This window comes from Rhodococcus sp. 06-221-2, assembly GCF_002258365.1.
Lineage (GTDB): Bacteria > Actinomycetota > Actinomycetes > Mycobacteriales > Mycobacteriaceae > Rhodococcoides > Rhodococcoides fascians.
In genome coordinates, this window is record NZ_NOYJ01000025.1 from 316,325 (window position 1) to 337,098 (window position 20,774).

The 20,774-nt window shown below is 63.1% G+C and carries 17 protein-coding genes, 1 pseudogene and 1 riboswitch; of the genes and pseudogenes, 6 read left to right on the forward strand and 12 right to left on the reverse strand.

Features of this window, described 5'->3' with window-relative positions; translation table 11 throughout:
- The first annotated feature begins 88 nt into the window (after positions 1-88).
- Positions 89-685, forward strand: a complete 597-nt coding sequence (locus CH281_RS13945; protein WP_032365824.1) for a hypothetical protein — start codon at positions 89-91, stop codon at positions 683-685.
- Between the two features lie 54 nt (positions 686-739).
- On the opposite strand, the gene pabB is transcribed toward CH281_RS13945, so the two are convergent.
- The 3 genes from pabB to CH281_RS13960 form a co-directional block, all read right to left on the reverse strand.
- The gene (gene pabB, locus CH281_RS13950; protein ID WP_094694495.1) at positions 740-2,815 is read right to left on the reverse strand and encodes an aminodeoxychorismate synthase component I; all 2,076 of its coding nucleotides are present in this window, start codon (positions 2,813-2,815) and stop codon (positions 740-742) included.
- Between the two features lie 10 nt (positions 2,816-2,825).
- Positions 2,826-3,221, reverse strand: coding sequence for a chorismate mutase family protein (locus tag CH281_RS13955; protein WP_094622167.1), 396 nt, complete (start codon positions 3,219-3,221; stop codon positions 2,826-2,828).
- A 275-nt stretch (positions 3,222-3,496) separates the two neighbouring features.
- Positions 3,497-3,835: an RNA polymerase-binding protein RbpA gene (locus CH281_RS13960; protein ID WP_027497120.1), complete on the reverse strand. Its 339-nt coding sequence runs from the start codon at positions 3,833-3,835 to the stop codon at positions 3,497-3,499.
- Positions 3,836-4,012: 177 nt separating this feature from the next.
- On the opposite strand from CH281_RS13960, the gene CH281_RS13965 reads away from it, so the two are divergent.
- From CH281_RS13965 to CH281_RS13975, 3 genes are all read left to right on the forward strand, one after another.
- The gene (locus tag CH281_RS13965) at positions 4,013-4,345 is read left to right on the forward strand and encodes a hypothetical protein (protein ID WP_027497121.1); all 333 of its coding nucleotides are present in this window, start codon (positions 4,013-4,015) and stop codon (positions 4,343-4,345) included.
- A gap of 142 nt (positions 4,346-4,487) precedes the next feature.
- Complete coding sequence (locus CH281_RS13970; RefSeq protein WP_094694602.1) at positions 4,488-4,943, forward strand: tellurite resistance TerB family protein; 456 nt, start codon at positions 4,488-4,490, stop codon at positions 4,941-4,943.
- Between the two features lie 203 nt (positions 4,944-5,146).
- A complete protein-coding gene (locus CH281_RS13975; protein WP_094694497.1) occupies positions 5,147-6,784 on the forward strand; it encodes a cation:proton antiporter family protein in 1,638 nt (545 codons plus the stop codon).
- A gap of 51 nt (positions 6,785-6,835) precedes the next feature.
- Here the strand turns inward: CH281_RS13975 and CH281_RS13980 are convergent, their stop codons facing one another.
- The 7 genes and pseudogenes from CH281_RS13980 to CH281_RS14010 all read right to left on the reverse strand — a co-directional run bounded on the left by CH281_RS13980 (position 6,836) and on the right by CH281_RS14010 (position 14,489).
- Complete coding sequence (locus CH281_RS13980; protein WP_094694499.1) at positions 6,836-8,434, reverse strand: DUF2207 family protein; 1,599 nt, start codon at positions 8,432-8,434, stop codon at positions 6,836-6,838.
- 441 nt (positions 8,435-8,875) lie between these two features.
- Positions 8,876-9,322 carry a VOC family protein gene (locus tag CH281_RS13985; protein ID WP_027497124.1) on the reverse strand — a complete coding sequence of 149 codons (447 nt, stop codon included), beginning with the start codon at positions 9,320-9,322 and terminating at the stop codon, positions 8,876-8,878.
- Positions 9,323-9,461: 139 nt separating this feature from the next.
- Positions 9,462-10,301 carry an SDR family NAD(P)-dependent oxidoreductase gene (locus tag CH281_RS13990; RefSeq protein WP_032366188.1) on the reverse strand — a complete coding sequence of 280 codons (840 nt, stop codon included), beginning with the start codon at positions 10,299-10,301 and terminating at the stop codon, positions 9,462-9,464.
- The gene (locus tag CH281_RS13995; RefSeq protein WP_222059437.1) at positions 10,298-10,642 is read right to left on the reverse strand and encodes a nuclear transport factor 2 family protein; all 345 of its coding nucleotides are present in this window, start codon (positions 10,640-10,642) and stop codon (positions 10,298-10,300) included. The genes CH281_RS13990 and CH281_RS13995 overlap by 4 nt, the downstream gene beginning before the upstream one ends.
- A 113-nt stretch (positions 10,643-10,755) precedes the next feature.
- Positions 10,756-11,973, reverse strand: coding sequence for a benzoate/H(+) symporter BenE family transporter (locus CH281_RS14000; RefSeq protein ID WP_094694502.1), 1,218 nt, complete (start codon positions 11,971-11,973; stop codon positions 10,756-10,758).
- 15 nt (positions 11,974-11,988) lie between these two features.
- A riboswitch (ZMP/ZTP riboswitch) is annotated at positions 11,989-12,076 on the reverse strand.
- Positions 12,077-12,299: 223 nt separating this feature from the next.
- A pseudogene (locus CH281_RS14005) lies at positions 12,300-13,397 on the reverse strand (hypothetical protein).
- A gap of 147 nt (positions 13,398-13,544) precedes the next feature.
- Entirely contained in the window at positions 13,545-14,489 is a 945-nt protein-coding gene (locus CH281_RS14010; protein ID WP_094694504.1) for a hypothetical protein, read from the reverse strand.
- A 372-nt stretch (positions 14,490-14,861) separates the two neighbouring features.
- Between CH281_RS14010 and CH281_RS14020 the strand changes: the two genes are divergently transcribed.
- Positions 14,862-17,057 carry a sensor domain-containing protein gene (locus tag CH281_RS14020; protein ID WP_032408248.1) on the forward strand — a complete coding sequence of 732 codons (2,196 nt, stop codon included), beginning with the start codon at positions 14,862-14,864 and terminating at the stop codon, positions 17,055-17,057.
- 4 nt (positions 17,058-17,061) lie between these two features.
- On the opposite strand, the gene CH281_RS14025 is transcribed toward CH281_RS14020, so the two are convergent.
- On the reverse strand, positions 17,062-17,580 hold the full coding sequence (locus tag CH281_RS14025) for a hypothetical protein (RefSeq protein WP_143544807.1): 519 nt from the start codon (positions 17,578-17,580) through the stop codon (positions 17,062-17,064).
- Between the two features lie 94 nt (positions 17,581-17,674).
- Between CH281_RS14025 and helR the strand changes: the two genes are divergently transcribed.
- A complete protein-coding gene (gene helR, locus CH281_RS14030; RefSeq protein ID WP_094694508.1) occupies positions 17,675-19,837 on the forward strand; it encodes an RNA polymerase recycling motor ATPase HelR in 2,163 nt (720 codons plus the stop codon).
- Here helR and CH281_RS14035 read toward each other — a convergent pair.
- On the reverse strand, positions 19,793-20,713 hold the full coding sequence (locus CH281_RS14035) for a LysR family transcriptional regulator (RefSeq protein WP_094694510.1): 921 nt from the start codon (positions 20,711-20,713) through the stop codon (positions 19,793-19,795). The genes helR and CH281_RS14035 overlap by 45 nt on opposite strands.
- Positions 20,714-20,774: the final 61 nt, after the last annotated feature.

A 20,774-nucleotide genomic window follows, 5' to 3' on the forward strand; every position in this document is an offset into this window, starting at 1 on the left:
GTTCTTCCGTGAAAGAGCACTCGCTCGAATACCATCGGCTTTCGATACTCGAGTGGTCGAATGCGAATCACTACTACCAGGGGACACAGTGAAACTGATCAGAACAGCAACGGTCGCGGTGGCGTTGACCGCAGCCGTAGCCACCGGCGCAGGCCAGGCCGTAGCGGATCCGACGTCGGAGTCGATGAACTACCAGACGTCGGTCAACCCGGATGGAACCGTCAAGACCATCCTCGACGCCGGTCTCTTCCGCGTCGATGCGACGAGCGAGACGGTATCGATCGTCGACCAGGCCGGCTCCACGGTGGCGTCGATCCCGCTGGAGTACTCCATCAATGGAACCGTCTACTCCATTGCGCCCCTGATCGGTGCCGAAGGTCGGGAACTCACTCTCACCCCGCAGACCGTTCCTGTCGCTGAGGTCGCAGGCGCGAAGACCAAGCAGCAGGCCTTCGACAACATGGTCAACCAGCTCGCCATCGGTTGGAACAACGGCGGCGGCGTCGGCACGGCCATCGGTGCAGGCCTCGGCTTCGCCATCGGCTGCGTCTCGATCTTCCCGAACTTCATCTCGGGCTGCATCATCGGAACCGTGATCGGTACGGTCGCCGGCACGGTCATCGGAATCAACAACGCCAACCCCGAAGCTCAGCCTGCGGTGTTCGAGTACTTCACCACTGCGTAGAGCACGACGGCCACTGGCCGAGGGATGTGGAACAGCGGGTAGAGCGCGTGCGCTCTACCCGCTGTTCGCTGTCCGGCCAGTGAGGGCTCGACGCATCGACACCGCTTTGACCATCGTCTCCTCGAACTCCTCGTCGGGGTCCGAGAGCGCGACGATCGCGCCTCCGACGCCGTACGTGACCTCGTGCTCGGTCGCCACGATCGTGCGAATGACGATCGAGAAATCTGCCGTACCCGTGATCGAGAAGTAGCCGATGGCACCGGAATACACTCCGCGCGGCCCATCTTCGAGCTTGTCGATGATTGCCATCGTGCGAATCTTCGGAGCGCCGGTCATCGAGCCGCCGGGGAACGCCGCCCTGATGCAGTCGGCAGCCGACGCGTCGTCACGCAGCCGGCCACGAACCGTGGAGACCAATTGGTGCACGGGAGCATAGGTTTCGACGTCGAACAGCTTCGGCACGTGTACCGAACCAGGAACGCACACCTGAGCCAGGTCGTTGCGCACCAAATCGACGATCATCAGATTCTCGGCCTTGTCCTTCTCGTTCGCGACGAGGTCGGCCTTGAGTGCGTTGTCCTCTTCGAGGGTGGCCCCGCGCGGCCGAGTTCCCTTGATGGGCTTGGACTCCACGATGCGGTCGGCGTCGATACGCAGGAATCGCTCGGGGGAGGCGCTCAGGACCGAGACGTCGGGAAAATTCAAGAAGGCACTGTACGGGGTGGGATTGATTTCCCGCATGTAGGAGTACGTCGCCGCGGGGTCGATGGAACCGGCCACGGTGGCAGTGTTCGTCAGGCAGACCTCGTAGGTTTCACCGGAACGGATTTCGGCGAGGCACTGAGAGATGAGGTCGAGGTAATGCGTGCGATCGTGCCTGAGCCGTGGCTCCAGGGACAGCTCTGCGCCGAGCAACGGAGCACCGGACGCAGGTATCCCACTGGGCGCGCTCACGGTCTGCGCCTTCTCGGACAGTCCACTCAGCGTTGCGGTGACCGAGTCGAACCACTGCGCGAGGACCGGATCCCCGGGGGTATCGGCCAACCCCATCAAGTACAGGGTGCCGGCCTCGTGGTCGAACACCAACGCCCGATCGGAGAACACCATCGAGGCGTCGGGGGTCGCCGAGGTGTGCACCAGCTGCCCGCCCGTATCGGCCTTGAGTTCGTACCCGAGGTAGCCGACGTAGCCCAGTCCAAATGCAAAGGGAAGATCGTGCCGCGGGGGAGTAGCTCGGCGACGTAGTTGGGCGTCGATGTAGTCGAAGAACGTCGAGTGGATGTGTTCTCTCGTGCCGTCGGAGCCCTCGACGGTCACCATCGTCTCGGCTACCGAGTACGTCACGTATTCGGCGTGCCGCCCGGAGCAATCGCCCATGACGGTGAATCGGCACTCGGGCTCGAGTGCGGCGCTTCCGTCCAGCCAGAAACTCTTGGTGTCGTGCGCGAACAGCGTCTGGAACACGCGCTCGGAGTCGAAATCGCTGTCGATAGTGCGGGTTTCGATGGTGAACATCGAATCGTGGGTCCCCGCTGCGTTCGCTGCGCTTGAACGCGCAAGCGTCAGATCGCGGAAATTCGCCAGTAGCTCACGCCCGTATTCGGTGCTGATCGACTCGGGGTGGAACTGCACTCCCCACAACGGCTTGCTGTGATGACGAACCGCCATCACCAGACCGTCCGGGGTCCAGGCTACTTCCTCGAAGTCGGCGGGGGTCCGGGTGACGACCAGAGAGTGGTAGCGCACCACGGAATACGGCGAAGGAATCCCCTCGAACAGATCCACCCCGGTGTGCGTGATGTCGGTGATGCGGCCGTGCATCGGTGCGGGGGCCAGATCGACCTCGCCCCCGAAGAGGTGGCACATCCCCTGATGGCCGAGGCAGACACCCAGAATCGGGAGACCGGATTCGCTTATCACTCGACCACTGATACCGAAGTCCTGCTCGACGTCCGGGCGGCCGGGACCGGGCGAGATCACGACGTTGTCGAACGCGGCGAAGTCGAGGGAAGACCACGCGACGTCGTTCTTGACCACGGTCGGTGGTCGGCCGTTGACCTCGGCGAGGAGGCTGTACAGGTTGTAGGTGAACGAGTCGTAATTGTCCACAAGGAGGGTTCTGATCGTCATCGACGTACCTCTATCGTTCGCCCTCGAGGCCAGATTCTGGCCCCGGAGAATCGATGATGAGATCCTCGACGCGACACGCCTCGGCAATCATCGACTTGTACAACTCTTCGAGAAAGTCGGGCGACAATCCGTTCGCGGACGCGAACTCACGAGCCCGTTCGGTCACCACGCCCACCCGGCCCGGCTGCATCATGGGAATACCGAATTCGCGTTTGACGTGGGCCACCCGTACACACACATCGATTCGGTCGCGTACGGCTGCGCGCAAGACCTCGTCGATACCGTCCAATTCGCGGCGCAATTCCGCCAACTTCTGTTCGCCGACCGCAACGCGTCCGTCCGATTCCGAGTCGGACGCCGCCGTCCGCGGATCGTCGTGCAGACACTGATCGGAACCCTGGCTCACGAGTTGATGCCCCCTGTTTTCGACGACTACGGTGCTGATGATTATCGGTCGCAGCCGACATTTGTTACCGCGATCATCACAGACTCGGTAACCGACTACATGCGATGTTCGATGGTGTCATCTCGAGCCGTTTTCGCGCCACTCAAACTCGAAGAAAACGGGCGCTGAACGACAATAATCACATAAGTCAGCCGAAAAAAATCTCCGAGTTTCCAACCCATCGAAAAAATGCACCGCCGGATTGTTTCCAATCGGGCGGTGCATCGGTCAGGGGATCAGGCTCCGCGTCGCTTGACCTTCAGCAGATCGAGGCGCTCCTTCAGCAACTCTTCCAGTTCATCCACCGAACGGCGCTCGAGGAGCATGTCCCAGTGGGTACGGGGAGGCTTGACCTTCTTCGCCTCGGGCGCGGTGCCCTCGATCAGAGAACCCTCGAGTCCGTTACGGCACGCCCACGTACCGGGAATCTCGGCGTCGTCGGCGAACGGGACGTCGAATTCCTCACCGTTGTCGCAGCGATAGCGAGCCACGCGGCGGGGTGCCAGGTCGTGATCACGATCGGTCTCGTAGCTGACGGCTCCCAGTCGACTACCTCGAAGTACACGATCTGCCATAGTGAAGTCCTCTCCATCGATAGTAGGTATGTGCGCCGAGTCCACCGGCCGGTTTCGGCGCGGCCGAGCTTCGTCGTCCACCCACTGATCTACAACGTCGTCGTGCGTCCGTTCGTTCCCGGCTCGCCCGAGCAGATCAAGGGATCTTACCTCGCCGGCAAAGTAGGCTGAGCGACCATGTCCGTGAAAACCCGTCGCAACCAGACGTGCGAGTGGTGCGGACGTCCCATCGACGATGTCGGCACCGGCCGCAAACGACGGTACTGCCGACAATCGTGCAGACAACGTGCGTACGAGCAGCGCAGTGCCGTCAAGGGGACGTCCATTCCCGTCGACGCCGTCGTGCTGACCGCCGAGGAGGCATCGGCCGTTGCGGATCGCGCATTCGAACTGCGCTGCGCGGCCGAGGACGTCAGCACCGCAGTGGCAGAAGGTGCCGCCGCCGACGAACTGCAGCGCCTGTGTATCGAGCTCGTGGCGAAAGCACACGATGCCGAGCGGCTGCGCTGAGTATTTTCGGGGCTCCTCGCTGGTCGTCCTTCGTGCGGCGCGACGGTCGACGACATCGCTCCCGTCGTTGTTCACCGACTCCGTGGACAATGGGCGACGCACGCGCGTCTTGCGCGGACGCAAAGACACACAGAGGAGCTCCATGGCGTTCTGGGATCAACTCAAGTCCAAAGCACAGGAATTGAACGGGCAGCTGCAAACCAAGACCAGCCAGTTCAAGAACAAGGAGTTCGCCAACGGCAGCATGGCGATGTGCGCTCTCATCGCCGCCGCGGACGGCACGATCGATCCGGCCGAGCGGCAGAAGACGGCAGCGCTGATCGCCGGAAACGAAGCTCTCCGCGTCTTCGAGTCCGATGAGCTCCGCCAGAAGTTCGACTGGTACTGCGACAAGCTGCAGGGTGACTTCGACTTCGGAAAGGTCGAGGCCACCGCGACGATCGGCAAGTTGAAGTCCAAGCCGGACCAGGCCCGTGCCGTCATCCAGATCGGCATCATCATCGGCGGTGCCGACGGGCATTTCGACAACCACGAAAAGGCCGCCGTTCGCAACGCGTGCTTCGCAGTGGGAATCGACCCGGCCGAGTTCGAGCTCTGACCCGCTCCGACGTGGGCATCGAGACCGGATGAGGTCCGCGGCGGCCGACGACGCTTCGACGTCGTCGGTCGCCGTTGTCGTCCCTGGATTCCATCTGTCCTGCAATTTCCTACTCCGCGGGTTACTTTGCTCGTTCCGGCTGGGTGCACAGACGTCGTCGACGCGTCAGCGGACCGATCGATCCGTGACCGAGGAGACCGAGCATGACTGTTGCCGCGATTTATCTCGTCATCGCATTCGGCCTCGGCGGACTCGCGATGGCGGTGCGACTTCCTCCGTTGGTCGGCTTTCTGGCGGCTGGGTTCGTCATCAACGCTCTCGATGTCGGTGAGGTGCCGCAGCTGGACCTGCTCGCCGACTTGGGGGTCACGCTGCTGTTGTTCGCCATCGGCCTCAAGCTCGATCTCCGCATTCTGTTGCGCCGAGAGGTCTGGCTCACCACGTCGGTCCATCTCGCGATCAGCGTCGCGCTCGGAACCACGGTGTTGTGGTTGGCCGCAGTGGCCGGCCTGGCCATGCTGTCCGGGCAAAGCCTGACGACCATCGCACTCCTGGCCTTCGCCATGTCGTTCTCGAGCACCGTGTTCGTCGTCAAGGTACTCGAGGAGCGGGGGGAGTCGCATGCGCTCTACGGCCGCGTCGCCATCGGCGTCCTCGTCATGCAGGACATCGTTGCCGTCGTCTTCCTGACGGTCACCAGCGGCACTCTGCCCAGCCCATGGGCCTTCACCCTCGTCCTGCTGTGGCCGCTCACGCGAATTCTTCGGAGAATCTGGAGCGGGCTGGGGCACGGCGAGATGCAGTCGTTGTTCGGCATCGTGATGGCTCTGGTTCCGGGGTACGCACTGTTCTCCACGCTGGGCCTCAAAGGTGACCTCGGTGCCTTGATCATCGGTGTCCTGTTGGCTTCGCATTCCGCGTCGTCCGAACTCGCACGGTCTCTGTTCCACCTCAAGGAGCTTCTGTTGGTGGGCTTCTTCGTCTCGATAGGCCTGTCCGGACTACCCGATGTGCCCAGTCTCGTTGTCGCTCTGCTGATGATGCTCGTTCTGCCGCTCAAATCCGTGCTCTATGTAGCGCTGTTCGCCGCGATGAAACTTCGGTATCGAACGGCCCTGCTCGCAGGACTGAGTCTGATGAACTACTCGGAGTTCGGTCTGATCGTCGTCTCCGTCGGAGTGACGACCGGGCTGCTGGAACCCACGTGGCCGGTCGAAATGTCGATCGCGGTGGCTCTGAGTTTTGTGGTGTCCGCGCTGGTCAACGGCCGCGGCCACCTGATGGTCGAGAAGATGGCGAGCCGGCTGCCCGTCCAGGACGAGCAGAGCCTCCACCCCGAGGAACGCCCCGGTGATGCCGGCGACGCCGAAGTCGTCGTAATCGGCATGGGGCGTGTGGGGTTCGCGGCCTACCAGCGACTGAACGAGCACTACCGATTGGACGTGGTCGGAGTCGACTACGACGGCCCGCGCATCCGTCGACTGGCCGAGCAGGGACTGCGTGTCATCGAGGGCGATGCCACCGACCTCGACTTCTGGCACCGACTACGCAGATCGGATTCCGTCCGGATCGCGGTACTCGCCATGCCGCGGCACGGTGCGAACGTCACGGCACTGGCGTGCCTGCGCGAGTCCGGCTTCGGCGGAACAGTGGCTGCGGTCGCACGGTACGACGACGAGGTGCAGTGGGCAAAAGACCAGGGCGTCGATATCGCCTTCAACGTCTACGCCGGCGCGGGATTGGAACTGGCCGACCAAGTGGGGCATTCGACCCCGGAATACATCGATGATCGCACCGACTCCGAGACCGACGAGCCGCGTACACCGGACAACACCGGATAGGTCGGCGGTGCGAGTGATGGAGGCGCTCGCCGGAAACGAATGGGGGAGTCGTCAGGTACTGCCCGCCGCTCCGCCTCCTCCACCTGCACCTCCACCGGACGCAACGGATCCGCTACTGCTGGAGACGAACACACCGGAGAACGCAGACCAGGGGAGGACCACCGGGACACCCGCCGCATAGTCGGCATCCGCGGGTGATGTGAAGGCTCGTAGCGGCGAGTCACTCCCGGGGTCGGTGGCGGCCTCTAGTCGTTTCCGAAAGAACGGGGCCAAGCCGAACGCAACGATGTCCGGCAGAGCTACGTTCAGATCGACCGACTCGTCGTTGTCCTTGGCGGCCTGCTTCAGTCCGTCGCGGTACGCCTCCCAGGGGCGAGAGGCGTCCAGGCCCGCGACCGAGAAGCGTGAGTAGGCGATCGCCGTCCCCAGTCCGGCAACGAAGAGAAGGCCCGACAACACCACCGCGAGCCACATCGTCGGTGCACCCGACGTCGCCACGGCAATTCCTCCGATCGCGAGAGCGCCGCCGAGTACGCCCAGACCGGCCAACGCTGTCCGGCGTCGACCTGAGCCGTCGGCAACGAATCCGCTGGCCCGCAGTGTTTTCTCCACGAGTTCTTTGGTTGCACCGGGGCCTCGAGCGATCTTCTTCAACTCGTCGCCGGATACGACATCGTCCTCGGCTCGTTCGGCGAGCATCGACCAGACCGCCTGTTGAACCTCGCCGCGGGCACGGGTTCGGTCGACAAGCCTGATCTTGACTGTCCCTTTGTCGACCTTTCCCGGCTTCTTGTCCTGCTCGAAGGTGAGCGCATCGGCGGTGGCAAGCGCCAGTACGGTCCCCGGTACGCCGCTGGGCTGCGCGCTGCGGTGCACCAGGGCGGTCGCGTACGCTGCATCAGTGGTCTGGTCCGGTCGAACCGTCGTCGGATATTCTTGGGAGACAGTCGGTTTCGCTCGGCCCCGAAACACCGTTCCCACCAGAAGCAGCCCGAGAAGCGCGATCACCGAACCGGCCCACGGCAGCCAGGTCGAGCCCGGACCGTCGGCGAATCTGTCCAAGGCAGTCACCGGCGGACCGTTGCGAATGTCGGACGCCAGGCGATCTATGCCCGCGGTCAGGCTTCCTGCGACGTCACCATCTCGCAGCGGCGGAATCAGTGCGTCCTCGATGATGGCCTCTTGTTCGTCCCGCGGAACGTTACCGTCGTCGTACGTGGAGCCGACGAAGATGCCCGCGCGAGCCTCGTCGATCTTTCCAGGCTCCCGGTTGATCAATATTGCGCCTGCAGTGTCCTGGTCGACGCCCGTCAGGGACACCCATCTCTGCTGCAGGTCTTCTACTTGATCCAACGTGTCGTCGGGGTCCGCGTCGAGCTCACGCACGTACGCGATCACGTCCGCACCGGTGTCGGACTTCAAGTTCTCCAACTGACGTTGCATGTCCGCGGTCTGCGCCGGATTCAGGGAAAAACCCGTTCGGTCGTAGACACGCTGACCCGAGGTCAAACCCTCGAAGCCGGCGTCTCCGCCGGACGGATCGTCGGAGCAGCCAACGAGGCCGAACGATGCAATGAGGGCCATCAGTACGGCTGCAGCAACTCGGCGGCGGAAGTTCCGGCGACGGGATGTCTCGAGAAAGGCGTCCATCGAACGAACTCTAACCAGAGTTCGTCTACGGTAGCCAGCACAATCGGCCGACGCGGCAGTGGATATCCAGACTGGCTTTCCTCACCGTTGTTTCGTCACAGTGACGAAACAACGGTGAGGAAAGAGCAGAGAAGGAGAGGGTGTCGTCCGGTCCGCAGTGCGCCGATCCCATGACAGCGGGCAGTCAGCGGGCCGGCTGCGATAGCTGTCGACCGGAAGCCCGTCACATTTCCCGCAGGCATTTCGATACCACCGGGACGCGTCGCGTCGACGCAGACTTCGGACAACGAAGAGCTTCAGCCGAATCGACTGCGTCGAGCAAAGTTGTTGGAATGCAGCGAACTACAGTCGATCCCAGCGAACTGCAGGTCGACAGTTTGCCGATAATCAACATTATGTCAGGTAATGTTCTGAACGTTCGATCGACCTGGGTATCGGTTGTCACTGCGGCGGCTCCATGAATTCGATCGTCTCTCCGTGTGGACCCACCGCGTACATCACGCGGGTGCCCACCTTTGCCCCGCCGGCAATAGGTTGAGGAGTTCCCTGCGCCGTCCACCCGAAGTCCGCGATTCGCGTCAGGACCGCGTCGATGTTGTCGACCTCGAAGGCAAGATGCGCGAAACCAGGATCGTGTGGTCGAGAGGATCCCTGCTCTCCCTGGACGTTGCGATATTCCAGCAGTTCGATCGTCTGACCCGCAACGGATACCACCGCCATCCGGACTGTGGCCCCGTGCGCTCCGGTGACCTCTCCCAGAAACTCTCCACCCATCTCACCGGTGCGTTCGAGGACCGCGCCGAGACCATCGATCCAGAATCGAAGGGCGTCATCGAGGGAACCGACAGCGAAGCCGACGTGGTCGGAGCGAAGGATTCTGAACGACATGCCAGGAGCCTACGCCTGGCATGTTTCACGAATTGCGCTTCTGTTCGGCTCTCATCAGTCCGCCTGCGACGATCAACCGCTGGGTCTCACCGGTCCCCTCGTGCAGCCGCAGCAGAATCAGCGAGCTCCACCAACTCGGTTACTCCGGAAAATCCGCGCTCCGAGACAGCCTTTCGTTCGACCGGATGTCGCCCAAGTTTTGTTCCAGCGCACCGATCACGGCGTCGTACCCGCTGTTGCCCAGGATCAGCCGGCGTGGCGGCGCGTCCTGAGCCATCGCTTCGATCACCGCACGCGCACCACGGTGCGGATCGCCCGGCTGCACCCCGTTCATGTCGACGAAATCGGCACGAACCTGTTCCAGCATGTCGTGGTAATCCGGAATCGCTTCCGCGACAGGCTCGTCGGCGAATCCCGCGTAGGCGTTGGTGCGGAAAGCCCCTGGTTCGACCGCCAACACGGAGATGCCGTGCTCGGCAACCTCTTGGCGCAGAGCGTCGGTGACGGCTTCGATCGCGTATTTCGTAGCGCTGTAGTAGCCGAATCCGGCCGCCGCCAGAAGTCCGGCCACTGAGGATACGTTGACGATCCACCCACTTCTGCGGGTGCGCATTCCTGGTAGCACGGCTCGCGTAACGGACAGTACTGCAAAGAAATTCAGCTCGAACATTGCCCGGATCGAGGCTTCGTCCATTCCCTCGATCGATCCGTACCAGCCGCGACCGGCGTTGTTGACCAGCACGTCGATACCGCCGAAATGCTCTTCGGCCGTTCGTACCGCCTGCAGTACCTGTGCCGCGTCCGTGACATCCACAGGCACGACGAGAACGCGGTCGCCGTACCGATCGGCCCACGACGCCAGTTCACCTGGACGCCGCGCCGTGAGTACCACGCGCTCCCCCGCGCCCAAAGCCACCTCGGCGTACGCCATGCCGAAGCCGCCTGGGGTGCCACCGGTGATGAACCATCGCTTGCTCATGGCTCGATCACCAACCGGTTGATCAGCGCGCCGTCCAGAGTGAAACGGTAGTGCAGGTCGACGACTCCCCCGGGAAAATTGCCTTCCAGGTGCTGCGTGACGTCGACGGTCGTGCCGGACGCGGTCGCTCCCGCGAACTCCGTTGTGTAGGTGTACGCACTCTCATTGACCGAGGCGGTCAGCCAGGCCTCGATCTCCTCGCGGCCCGAGTGGTCGTGGCCCTCGTCGGTCACGACGGCATCTGCGGTGAACACGGTGATCACTCGAGCGCCTTGTCGGGCGTCGAGGGCGGTCATGAACTTCTTCACGTTGTCCGGGAGTGCATCCCATTCTGTGGTCATGACACCACGGTGATGCCTCCCCCAGGGGGAAGGTCAATACCGGATCGGCACACCGGTGTTCATGACCGACACTCGCCCCGGTGCCCCGTCGACTCACGCTGTTACCGAGGACGTCAAGCGGCGGACCGTGGCTTGCCCAGCAGCAAGCGTGCAGCCAGCCCGGCCAGGAGCGCCCAGAAGGCAGCGCTGACACCGACGATGACCGTGCCGGACGCGGCGGTCACAAAAGTGATGACGACGGGGATTCGCTCTACCGGATCAGCGAACGCGGCGGTCAACGACGCGGCGAGTGTCCCGAGTAGGGCGAGTCCGGCGACCGCGGCAATGACACCGACGGGGGCAAGTGCAACGAGTGTGCCGAACGACGCCGACGCCACGCCGAGCAACATCAGGACGATTCCCGCAGTCAGACTTGCAATCCATCGGCGAGTGCGATCCACACCCGCGTCCGGCCCGGCAGCCAGGGCGGCGCTGATTGCCGCCAGGTTGATCGCATGCCCGCCGGCGGTCGCACCGAGCAGGGTGCCTGCGCCGGTCACAACCATCGATCGCCGCCACGGAACCTGGTAGCCGAGACCGGCCATGACCGCTACACCCGGGACGTTCTGAGAAGCCATGGTCACGAGGTACAGCGGAAGTGCGATCCCGACGACACCCGCGACGGTGAACGTCGGCGAAGTCAAATGGACCCGAGGTACGAGGTCCGCCGGGCCGACCGTGGTTTCGCCGGCCGCCACCGCGATCCCGATGACGACTGCGGCGGCAAGAAAGGCGAGGGGCGCGGCCCAACGGGGCGAGAACCGAAGTGCAACAAGCCAAGTCAGGACAACGGGGGCGACAGCGATCGGGTTCACAGCCAACCCGGTGACCGGGCCGAGACAGAGCTGCAGGAGGACCCCGGCGAGCATGGCTTGGGCAAGCGAGGTGTGTATGCGGGTGACCAGCGCCGCGAGCTGGGGTACCAAACCGGTGAGGACGATCAGCACCCCCGTGACAAGGAACGCCCCCACCGCGGCGGGCCAACCGCCATCGACGGTGCCGGTGGTCGCGAGCAGGGCCGCGCCGGGGGTGGACCAGGCGGCGGTGATCGGCAGCCGAGTCTGCCAGGAAAGGACGATGCAGGCCAGACCCATGACGACGCTGACAGCGAGCAGGCCGCTGGCGGCCTGCTCGTAGTTTGCTCCTACCGCTGTCAGGCCGCTCAGGACTACAACGAACGAACTGGTGAACCCGACCAAGGCCGAGACCACGCCTGCCGTGATCGGTGGCGCCAGTCCACCCGTCTTACGTGCATCAGAATCGGCGATATCACGCGGTGGGGTGTGGCTCATGGTTCTCCTCGGCTCGGTGGGAGCCCAGGCGCGCGGCAGACGTCAACAGACGAGGCCGCTTCCCGATGGTGATCCATCCCCAGCGCCAGTCACGGCCCGACCACAGGGTAGACCGAAACTACGGACCATCGGTACCGGAGCAACCGTGACCGCTTCATCCCATGGAGCAACCCGACGCGCACCACCCGAACCATCTTGGGTGCCATTGATGCTTTCGCCCGGTATCGAAAAGACTGTGCGCGTTGCGAACCCGGGCAGTCCTCGGTGGGCGGCCGACGAAATCCGTGCCGCCGCCGAAGAGGGCCACGATTCTATCGGTCGCAGTGTCATTCCGGGTCGTTCGAGCGTGCCTGCGTCTCTTCGATCCGTTGCCTCTGCCGCACACCGTATGCGGCTTCGGTGACTGCGCGATCGTCTTCGAGGCCCGAACCGAGCGCCCCACCGATGGTCGCAATGGACGCGAGTAGCCAAGCGAGACTGAGGTAATCGGAAAAGCCGACCGCGTGTCCGAGGGTGCTGGACAGCAGTCCCGGAGGAAGTGTGAGACACGCGGTCCCCAGCAGCATGCAGAACAGGGCTATGTGGAGGACGACAACGCCGATCACCAACGTCACGGCTGTCGCTGCGTTGTACAGCACAGATCTGTCTCGCTCTTCGGGTGATTTCGGCCGCTCCCACAATTCGTGATCGAGAATCAGCCACAGAACCATCGCCGCAATGGAGAGAATCGTCGCCGCGCACATTCGCCATGGGCCCATTGTGTCGGCGAACAACCAAATCGTGCTGGTAGCCAGCGCGAACGCTCCGGTGGCAAACGCTCCGACCAGCACTTTCGACAGCCCTGTCACGAGCCGCCACGGCCGGTTCGCCCGCACCATCCCCGACAACAGCCGCAACCGTCGAAGTCCCGACGGTGCGAAGAAGCGTGTTCCGCCCTCGATGTTCTCGCTGGGAAACCGCGATTGTGCGCCGGGTGGGGCTAGTTCCGGTTCACCCACGGCACAGGCGATTGCCAGTTCGGTCACCGTGCGGACGCGGTCCTCGATACGCACACCACCCACCGCTGCAACGGAGATGAGTGCGAACAATCGTTCGGCGCTGACGTCGGCCACCACCGGCATGGTGTCTTCTCGCCGTGGCAGATCGGTGAGGTACACGACGATTTCTGCGTCTTCCGAAGACGGATCGACAGCGTCGATAACGTCCGCCAAGTCCGCTTGCTATCCAGAGAGGTACGGCTTACTGCGTACTCGCGACGTCCATCTGCGCTCGCGGTGGTCTCTGCTTCGTAAGTGTTGCGGTAGGTGCGCAGCCACCCGGTGTGCGAGCGCAGTGGGTTTGCCGGGATCAGCGATCAATAACACCGAAGCCGGTTCGCCTGCGGAACCCGCTCGATCCACCTGGTTGTGGTCGATCCCCGACACCGCTCTATTCTAACCAGTCAGGTCCGATCCGGGAACCCTCTGGCTCGAGAATTCCTGAGGCTCGGCGAATTCGGCATCGGTTCACCGAACCGATGTCCGCACAAAGGTTTTCGCTGCTCGCTCGGTCGCCGGCTCACACGCGGATTGTCACGATGTCTCCACTCCGGACCATCTCATGATTCGCAGGGCGCGCAGGGTATTCCACCTATTCGGACGCCCATCGCCATTCTCGATCGGAAAGTGGGCCGCACCGGCGTGAGTTCTGTCCAGCAGCCAAGTGCCGTCGTCACACTGTCTCGACCGGATGTGTTCGATTGCCGCCGTCAATCTCGGGTCGACGAAAGATCCAGCGGTTCGGAAGTAGTCGACTCCACGAAGCAGGTCGTAATGCCACCAGGTCGGAAAGGAGAAAAGCAACCAGTTCGGTTCGACGAGCTCCCCCGTGCTCACCCTCCTGGCCAGCCGGCGTTCCAGAAGGTACTCCTCGCATCGGTGGCGTGCAGCACTCGACGCGGGAGTGCCGCCCGTGGCTCGTTCGTGCTCGAGCAACCCTTCGAGCACACAGATAGTCGAGTGAAAAGACCCGCGAGTCGATCCGTACTCCGCCTCGCAGTTCCAGCCGCCGTCGGCGAGCTGATCTTTCACCAGTCCGGTGACGATAGCGTCGACGTCGACTCCGAAATATGCACCCACGGCGACGGTCCTCCCGTTGATGCAGGGCTCGACTTCACCGTCGAAGAACCGTTGGCCTGCGTGTTCCCACCGGCAATTCCGGCGCACCGCCTCGATGGCGGTCCGTACTTCACCTGCGTACGGGTCGACACCCATCTCGCGCAGCAACGTCAACGAATGAAGCGTCGAAGTCCACGGCTGCCCTCCTGAGAAATCGCCGTCGAAACCCGATGGGAAGCAAGCACCTCCGGCCCACAGGCCGTTGGGGTCGCGTGCAGCAAGCAAACGAGCGCCCCAGCCTTCGTACACAATTCGGTTGCGCTCACTCGCCACATCAGCAGGCGGCGCGTCGTGCAGATCGCGCAGGACCTGCCATCGAATCGCTGGATCGGAATCGAGCAGCCACTCGTCGCTGACCATGAAGGCGAGGCTAGCAATGAAATCGATTTTTTCGGCGCTGTGTGCGGACGGGTCATCGGGTATTCTCTACGTTCCGAATTTCTGCGGAATTGCCGAGACAATTGGTGAAGACATCCGACTCGCTGCACGTGATTCTCGGGGAGGGTCCGAGTCGGAAAATGTATTGCTGGCCCAGTTGTTTTTCGGCCCCATCGAAGCTCGCGTTCTCCGTGGCGGAGATGTCTCTGACCGCAACCATTGTCGACTGTCCGAAGGCGGCGTGCTTCTGACAATTGGGTTACTGCCCGCTCGTGTTCGAACCCATCGAACTCGGTGGCCGAATAACATTGGCCCGAGCCGCTCGAACACCGAGCGACGCAGATCGGAGGGCCGATGTTCGATGCTGCCGACGATGTGATGTCGCTTCGGCAATTTCTGGAGCGATCGCCGGACTTCGTCGCACTCGCCGACCTGACGGGCACAGTTCTCCACATCAACCCAGCAGGCTTGGAACTCATCGGCGTGTCCGACTGGGCCGAGGCATCGACACTGCCGGCTTTGGATTTCCTCACTGCGGACGGCCGTGAGCGCGCCGAGGAGATCGGTACGGCGCTGCGTTCCGAGGGAAGGTGGGACGGCTACTGCGAACTACGCCATCACGGGACCGGTGCAGGTATTCCGGTCGTGGTCTCGGCATACGTCGTTCACACCCCGGACGGCCGACCTGACGTCGTCGCCTCGATCATCCGGCATCGGCACACCGTCGAACAACGTAATGCCCGGATGGCGGCCGATGCCGTTACCGCCAGCCGACATGCACAGGAGCAAAAAGCCCTGGCCGACCTCAGTCGGTTCGCAGTCGTCGCCGAGCTGTCGGAGCTGTTGACTGCAGCCACCGCCACTGCCGCCACGTTGATGGGTGTGGGAAATTCCGCCATCGCGCACCTCGAGAATTCCACCGATCCTTACTTGACCATGGATGCCGCGAGCGGTTCGCTCGGTATTCGTCGGGACGTTCCTTCCGGCGACGGCTCCATGACCGGGTACGCACTCGCTCACGAACAGCCAGTGATTTGCAGCAACCGCGGCGACGAAAGCCGGTTTCGTACAGACACGATGGCGGAGCTCGGACTGCGCAGCGGTGTGGCAGTACCGATCATGACTGCGGTTGGAGACGCCTGGGGAGTCCTCTCGATCCACAGTGTGGAAGCACGGCTGTATCGCGAACAGGAAGTCTCGTTCCTCAGCTCCGTCGCGGGTATCGTCTCCGCGGCACTTCGACGAATGGAACTGGAAAGCCAACTCCGACGGCGCAGCACCCACGACGCACTCACCGGGTTGCCCAATCGCACTTTCGCCTACGACGTCCTCGACACCGCTCTGGCTCGGGCACGCTTTCAGTCCGATACTTTGGCCCTCCTTCTGCTGGATATCGACGACTTCAAAATCATCAACGACAGCCTTGGCCACGACGCCGGAGACAGGGCGCTGGTGAAATTCGTGGAGCGACTGGTGTCCGCAACGAGCGCGACCGACACCATTGCTCGTCTCGGCGGGGACGAATTCCTGATCATCTGCGAAGGGGTGCGCACTGTGGAACGAGCGGAGGAGATCGCGCGACACATCGCCCGCACCATCGCGAAACCATTCGCTGCCGAGGACGTCCCCATCCCCCTCAGTGCCAGCATCGGTGTCGCTGTCTCCGACTCGAATTCGACAAGGCATGAGCTGATTCACCGGGCAGATCTGGCAATGTACCGCGCCAAGGACAGCGGAACCGGTGGCCATGCAGTTTTCGACCCGGGAGACCTGTACGACGCCGACCGGATCAGATCGCTGTCGGTCGACCTGCGCGCGGCATTGAGCTCGAACGAACTCACCATGGCATACCAACCTCTGGTGGACATCTCGACGCGTGAGGTCGTTGCAGTCGAGGCGCTCGCCCGCTGGAATCATCACGATCTAGGGCCTGTCGAGCCGACCGAATTCGTCGCAGTCGCCGAGAGAACAGGTCTCGCAACACCATTGGGCGCGTGGGCGCTCCGCGTCGCGTGCAGCGACGCAGTGCGGTGGCGCGCATTCTCCGACGTCGTGGTGCGCGTCAACGTCAGTGCGCTTCAACTGCGCGACCACGAGTTTCCGACGCAGGTCGCCACTGTTCTGGCTGACACCGGCCTACCACCGAACGCATTGGGTCTGGAAGTGACCGAAACAGTATGGGTCGCAGACACCGAACGAGTGGCGAATACCGTTGCTGCGCTGCACGCAATGGGTGTGTCCTTGCTCCTCGACGATATGGGTAAAGGGCACAGTTCCATGTCGTATCTGGACCGGTACCCGATGTTCGAGAGCTTCAAGATCGACAAGTCATACGTGGCCCGGTTGCCCGCCGTCCGCGCCAGGGCAATAATCTCGGCGATCGTTGCACTCGCCCGCGCGTTCGACGTCACAGTCGTCGGCGAAGGCGTCGAAACCGAAGAACAACTCGAAGCACTCGCCGCAACAGGATGCGACGTAGCTCAGGGATTCCTGCTCGGACGTCCGATGAGCGCCGCAGCAATCACCGATCTGCTGCTGTCTTCTCAGTGAACGACTACCGACTCCACCGCGGTGGTGGGCTGACCGTCTGATCGTTTGTTACGCGTCGTGCACGCCGATCCGTGAGTACGAGAAGTAGACCGGGGATACCGGCGACGGTCCATGGCGCTACCGCCCCGACAGTCGGAACCACCTGAAGCACTCCCAGTCCGCAGAAGTCCGATGAGTGTCCGCACACGATCGCGTCGTAGGGCGTGGCCAAAAAGGAGATGGTCAGCGCCGTGGTGAGGAACGCCAGGACCCCGGTCGAGATGGCCGCCGCGAGCGCCTTCGGGGACGCACACAATCCGGTCCAACCCCACGCGAGAAGCGCTACGCAACATGTCACGCCGATCAGAGCGACAGCAGCGCCGACCTCACCGCCGTGACCGTCGACCCGTACGCCGGTCACAAAACCGAGCTGAACGGCTCCGCCGGCCAGTACGCCCGTGCCGATCAAGGGAAGTAATCCACGCAGAACACGCAACGGGCGTCTGCGGCGTGATGCGGAGAAAAAGATTCGCTCTCTTTCCACTTTCAATGTATAGCTCACCCGGGGTCTTGCGGCAAGACCCCGTGGAGGGTTCAGAATGGCTCGCTGCACACCCGCACCATCGGATCGGAGTCCCGTGAAATCAGTGCCGCCCCATGTCTTCGACCTCCCCGACAGGCTCGCACCGAAGCGCCAACCCACGCTCATCGGTCATGACCGACAGCACTTTTCGGCAATCACCGCCAGCATCGAGAAGTCACGTTCCGACACGATCGCTCGATTGAACGCCATCCAGAAGTCATCCGGGCGGATGGGGCAGGAGGTGATGGAACGTGATTTCGAGATTCACCGATTGAACGGGCGACTGCGCCAACTGCGTCGTTACGGTGCCGATCTGTGTCTGGGGAGGTTCGTCCCCATCGACTCGGACCAACCGGTGTACGTGGGGCGTACCGGCTTGCTCGGCGATGCGGGCGAGCAACTGCTCGTCGACTGGCGCTCCCCCGCTGCCGAGCCGTTCTTCGGTGCAACCCATGCCAACCCGATGGGGCTGAAGAGCCGTCGCCGCTATCGGTGGACGAACGGCAGCATCACCGACTACTGGGACGAAGTGTTCGATCCCACGTCTCTGGACGACAACGCCGCGCTGGACGATCAGTCCGCGTTCATCGCCAGTCTGGGTGCCGAGCGCTCACCTCGGATGCGTGACGTACTGGGCACGATCCAGGCGGATCAAGATGCGATCATTCGAGCCGATGCGCACGGGGCACTGGTGGTCGACGGCGGACCGGGAACCGGGAAAACTGTTGTTGCCCTTCACCGCACCGCGTACCTGCTGTACGCAGACTCACGGATAGGACACAACCGCGGCGGAGTACTGTTCATCGGTCCGCATCAGCCCTACCTCGCGTACGTCTCGGGCGTACTCCCCAGTCTCGGCGAGGAGGGAGTACGGACATGCACCCTGCGAGACCTCGTCGCGGAAGGGACGCATGCGCTCGACGACACCGATCCTGTTGCGGCGCGGCTCAAGGAAGACCTCGACGTCGACGCGGTCATCGAGGCGGCTGTTGCCTTCTACGAACAACCACCGACCCACGACGTCACAGTCGAAACAGACTGGGGAACATTTGTATTGACGCCGAACGACTGGGTGGAGGCATTCGGTGCGCCAGATCCCGGTACGCCGCACAACGAGGCTCGCGAGCTGATCTGGGACCTACTGACGACCATCGTGACCGATCGCTGTGCCGCACAGGGATCCCGCGAAGAATTTCGGCAGTCGCTGCAGCTGAAGGAGGATCTGCGTGACGTCCTGGAACGCTCGTGGACGATCGTCGATGCCGCAGACCTCGTGGCGGACCTGTGGAGCGTTCCGGCATACCTGCGCACATGCGCACCATGGCTCGACGCGGACGACATTCGAGCACTTCGACGCGCTGACGCGACACGCTGGACTGGGGCCGACCTACCGCTGCTCGACGCGGCACGGGCGCGACTCGGCGATCCGAAACATGCTCTACGACAACGACGCCGATCGCTGGCTGCTGCGATCGAACGCTCGCGAATGGACAGTGTCGTCGACGAGTTGATGGCGGTCGACGACGACGAGATGATGGCCGCGCAATTCCGCCAGGAGATAATTCGGCATGCACTCGTCGATTCGTCCGGCTTCGAGGACCATCCGACGGATCCGCTGGCGGGTCCGTTCGCGCACATCGTGATCGACGAGGCTCAGGAGTTGACTGATGCGCAGTGGCAGATGGTGATCCGGCGATGCCCTGCTCGGAGCTTCACCATCGTCGGGGACCGTGCACAGTCTCGTCGGGGCTTCACCGAGACGTGGCCGGATCGGCTCGAACGAGTAGGTATCAACGGGGTGACCGTCGCCGCTCTCGGCGTGAATTACCGGACGCCGCAGGAAATTATGGACGTGGCCGAGCCGGTGATCCGGGCGGCGCTGCCCGACGCCAACGTTCCCACGTCGATACGCAGAACCGGCGTGCCGGTCGAATACGGTGACGTCGCGTCTCTAGCGACGGTTCTCGCCAAGTGGCTCGGTTCGACGACCGGCGGAACCGCATGCGTGATCGGTGATCCTACTTTTCCGCAGTCCGATCGAATCAGCTCGCTGACACCGCAGCTCGCCAAAGGTCTGGAATTCGATCTGGTCGTTCTGATCGACCCGGGTTCGTTCGGCTCCGGCATCACAGGCGCGGTCGACACGTATGTGGCCATGACACGAGCCACAGGTCTACTCGTCATCTTGACCTCGTCGCAGCGCGAGCGAATCGAGTAGGTCCAGCACGGCGTGGATCGCCGGACTCGCATCGGCGCTGCGCCTCCACGCGGCATGCACTTCTCGCTTGGGGGCGCGCGCCAGCTGGACCGCCACGAGCGCCGGGCCCAGAGGCGGTCTCGCGAGACGGGGAATCAGTGCCAGCACATTGTCTGCCTCCACCAGGGAAAGCTGAGTGGAGAAGTCGTCGACGAGGTGGCGAACGTCGATCTCGCTCGACATGTCCGCGAATAAACGACGAAACCACTGGTGGCACAACGTGCCCGCCGGGCTCGTCACCCACGGGTACGTCGCGAGGTCCGCCGGTGTCAGGGGAGACTTCCCTGCGGCGAGGGGGTGGGTTCGATTCATGACGACATCGCCGTGGTCGGTGTGAATGGATCGCCGAACGATCGAGCGAGGAGCCACTGCGGGAACTCCGTCGGCGTCGTGCACCAGCGCCAGGTCAGCTGCTCCCGAATGCACACTGTGCAGCGCCCGATCCGGGTCCTCCTCCCCGATCTGCACGGTGAGGTCGGGATAGCGAGCGCTCGAGGTCGCGAGTGCAGGTGCGAGCAGACCGCGGATCGCAGTGGAGAATCCCACCACTCGCACCACCCCGCACGCGACACCTTCGTCTGCCGATCTCGCCGACTCCAGACACCGCTCGAGAGCGTGGAACACCTCGTCCGTAGATTCGACCACTGCCCGTCCGGCCGGCGTGAGGACAACACCTCTGCCCGCCTGCGCAAGTACCGGCGTTCCGACCTGGCGTTCGAGCCGTTTGATCTGCTGGGAGACGGCCGACGCGGTGTAGCCGAGCTCGTCGGCCGCTTTCGCCAGCGTGCCCAGGGCGGCAACTGCACGCAGGGCGTGGAGTGCATTGACATCGATCATGAAGCAACGGTACGCAATACTGCCGAAATTACATCGCTGGACCGAGACGATCATGTGGGCT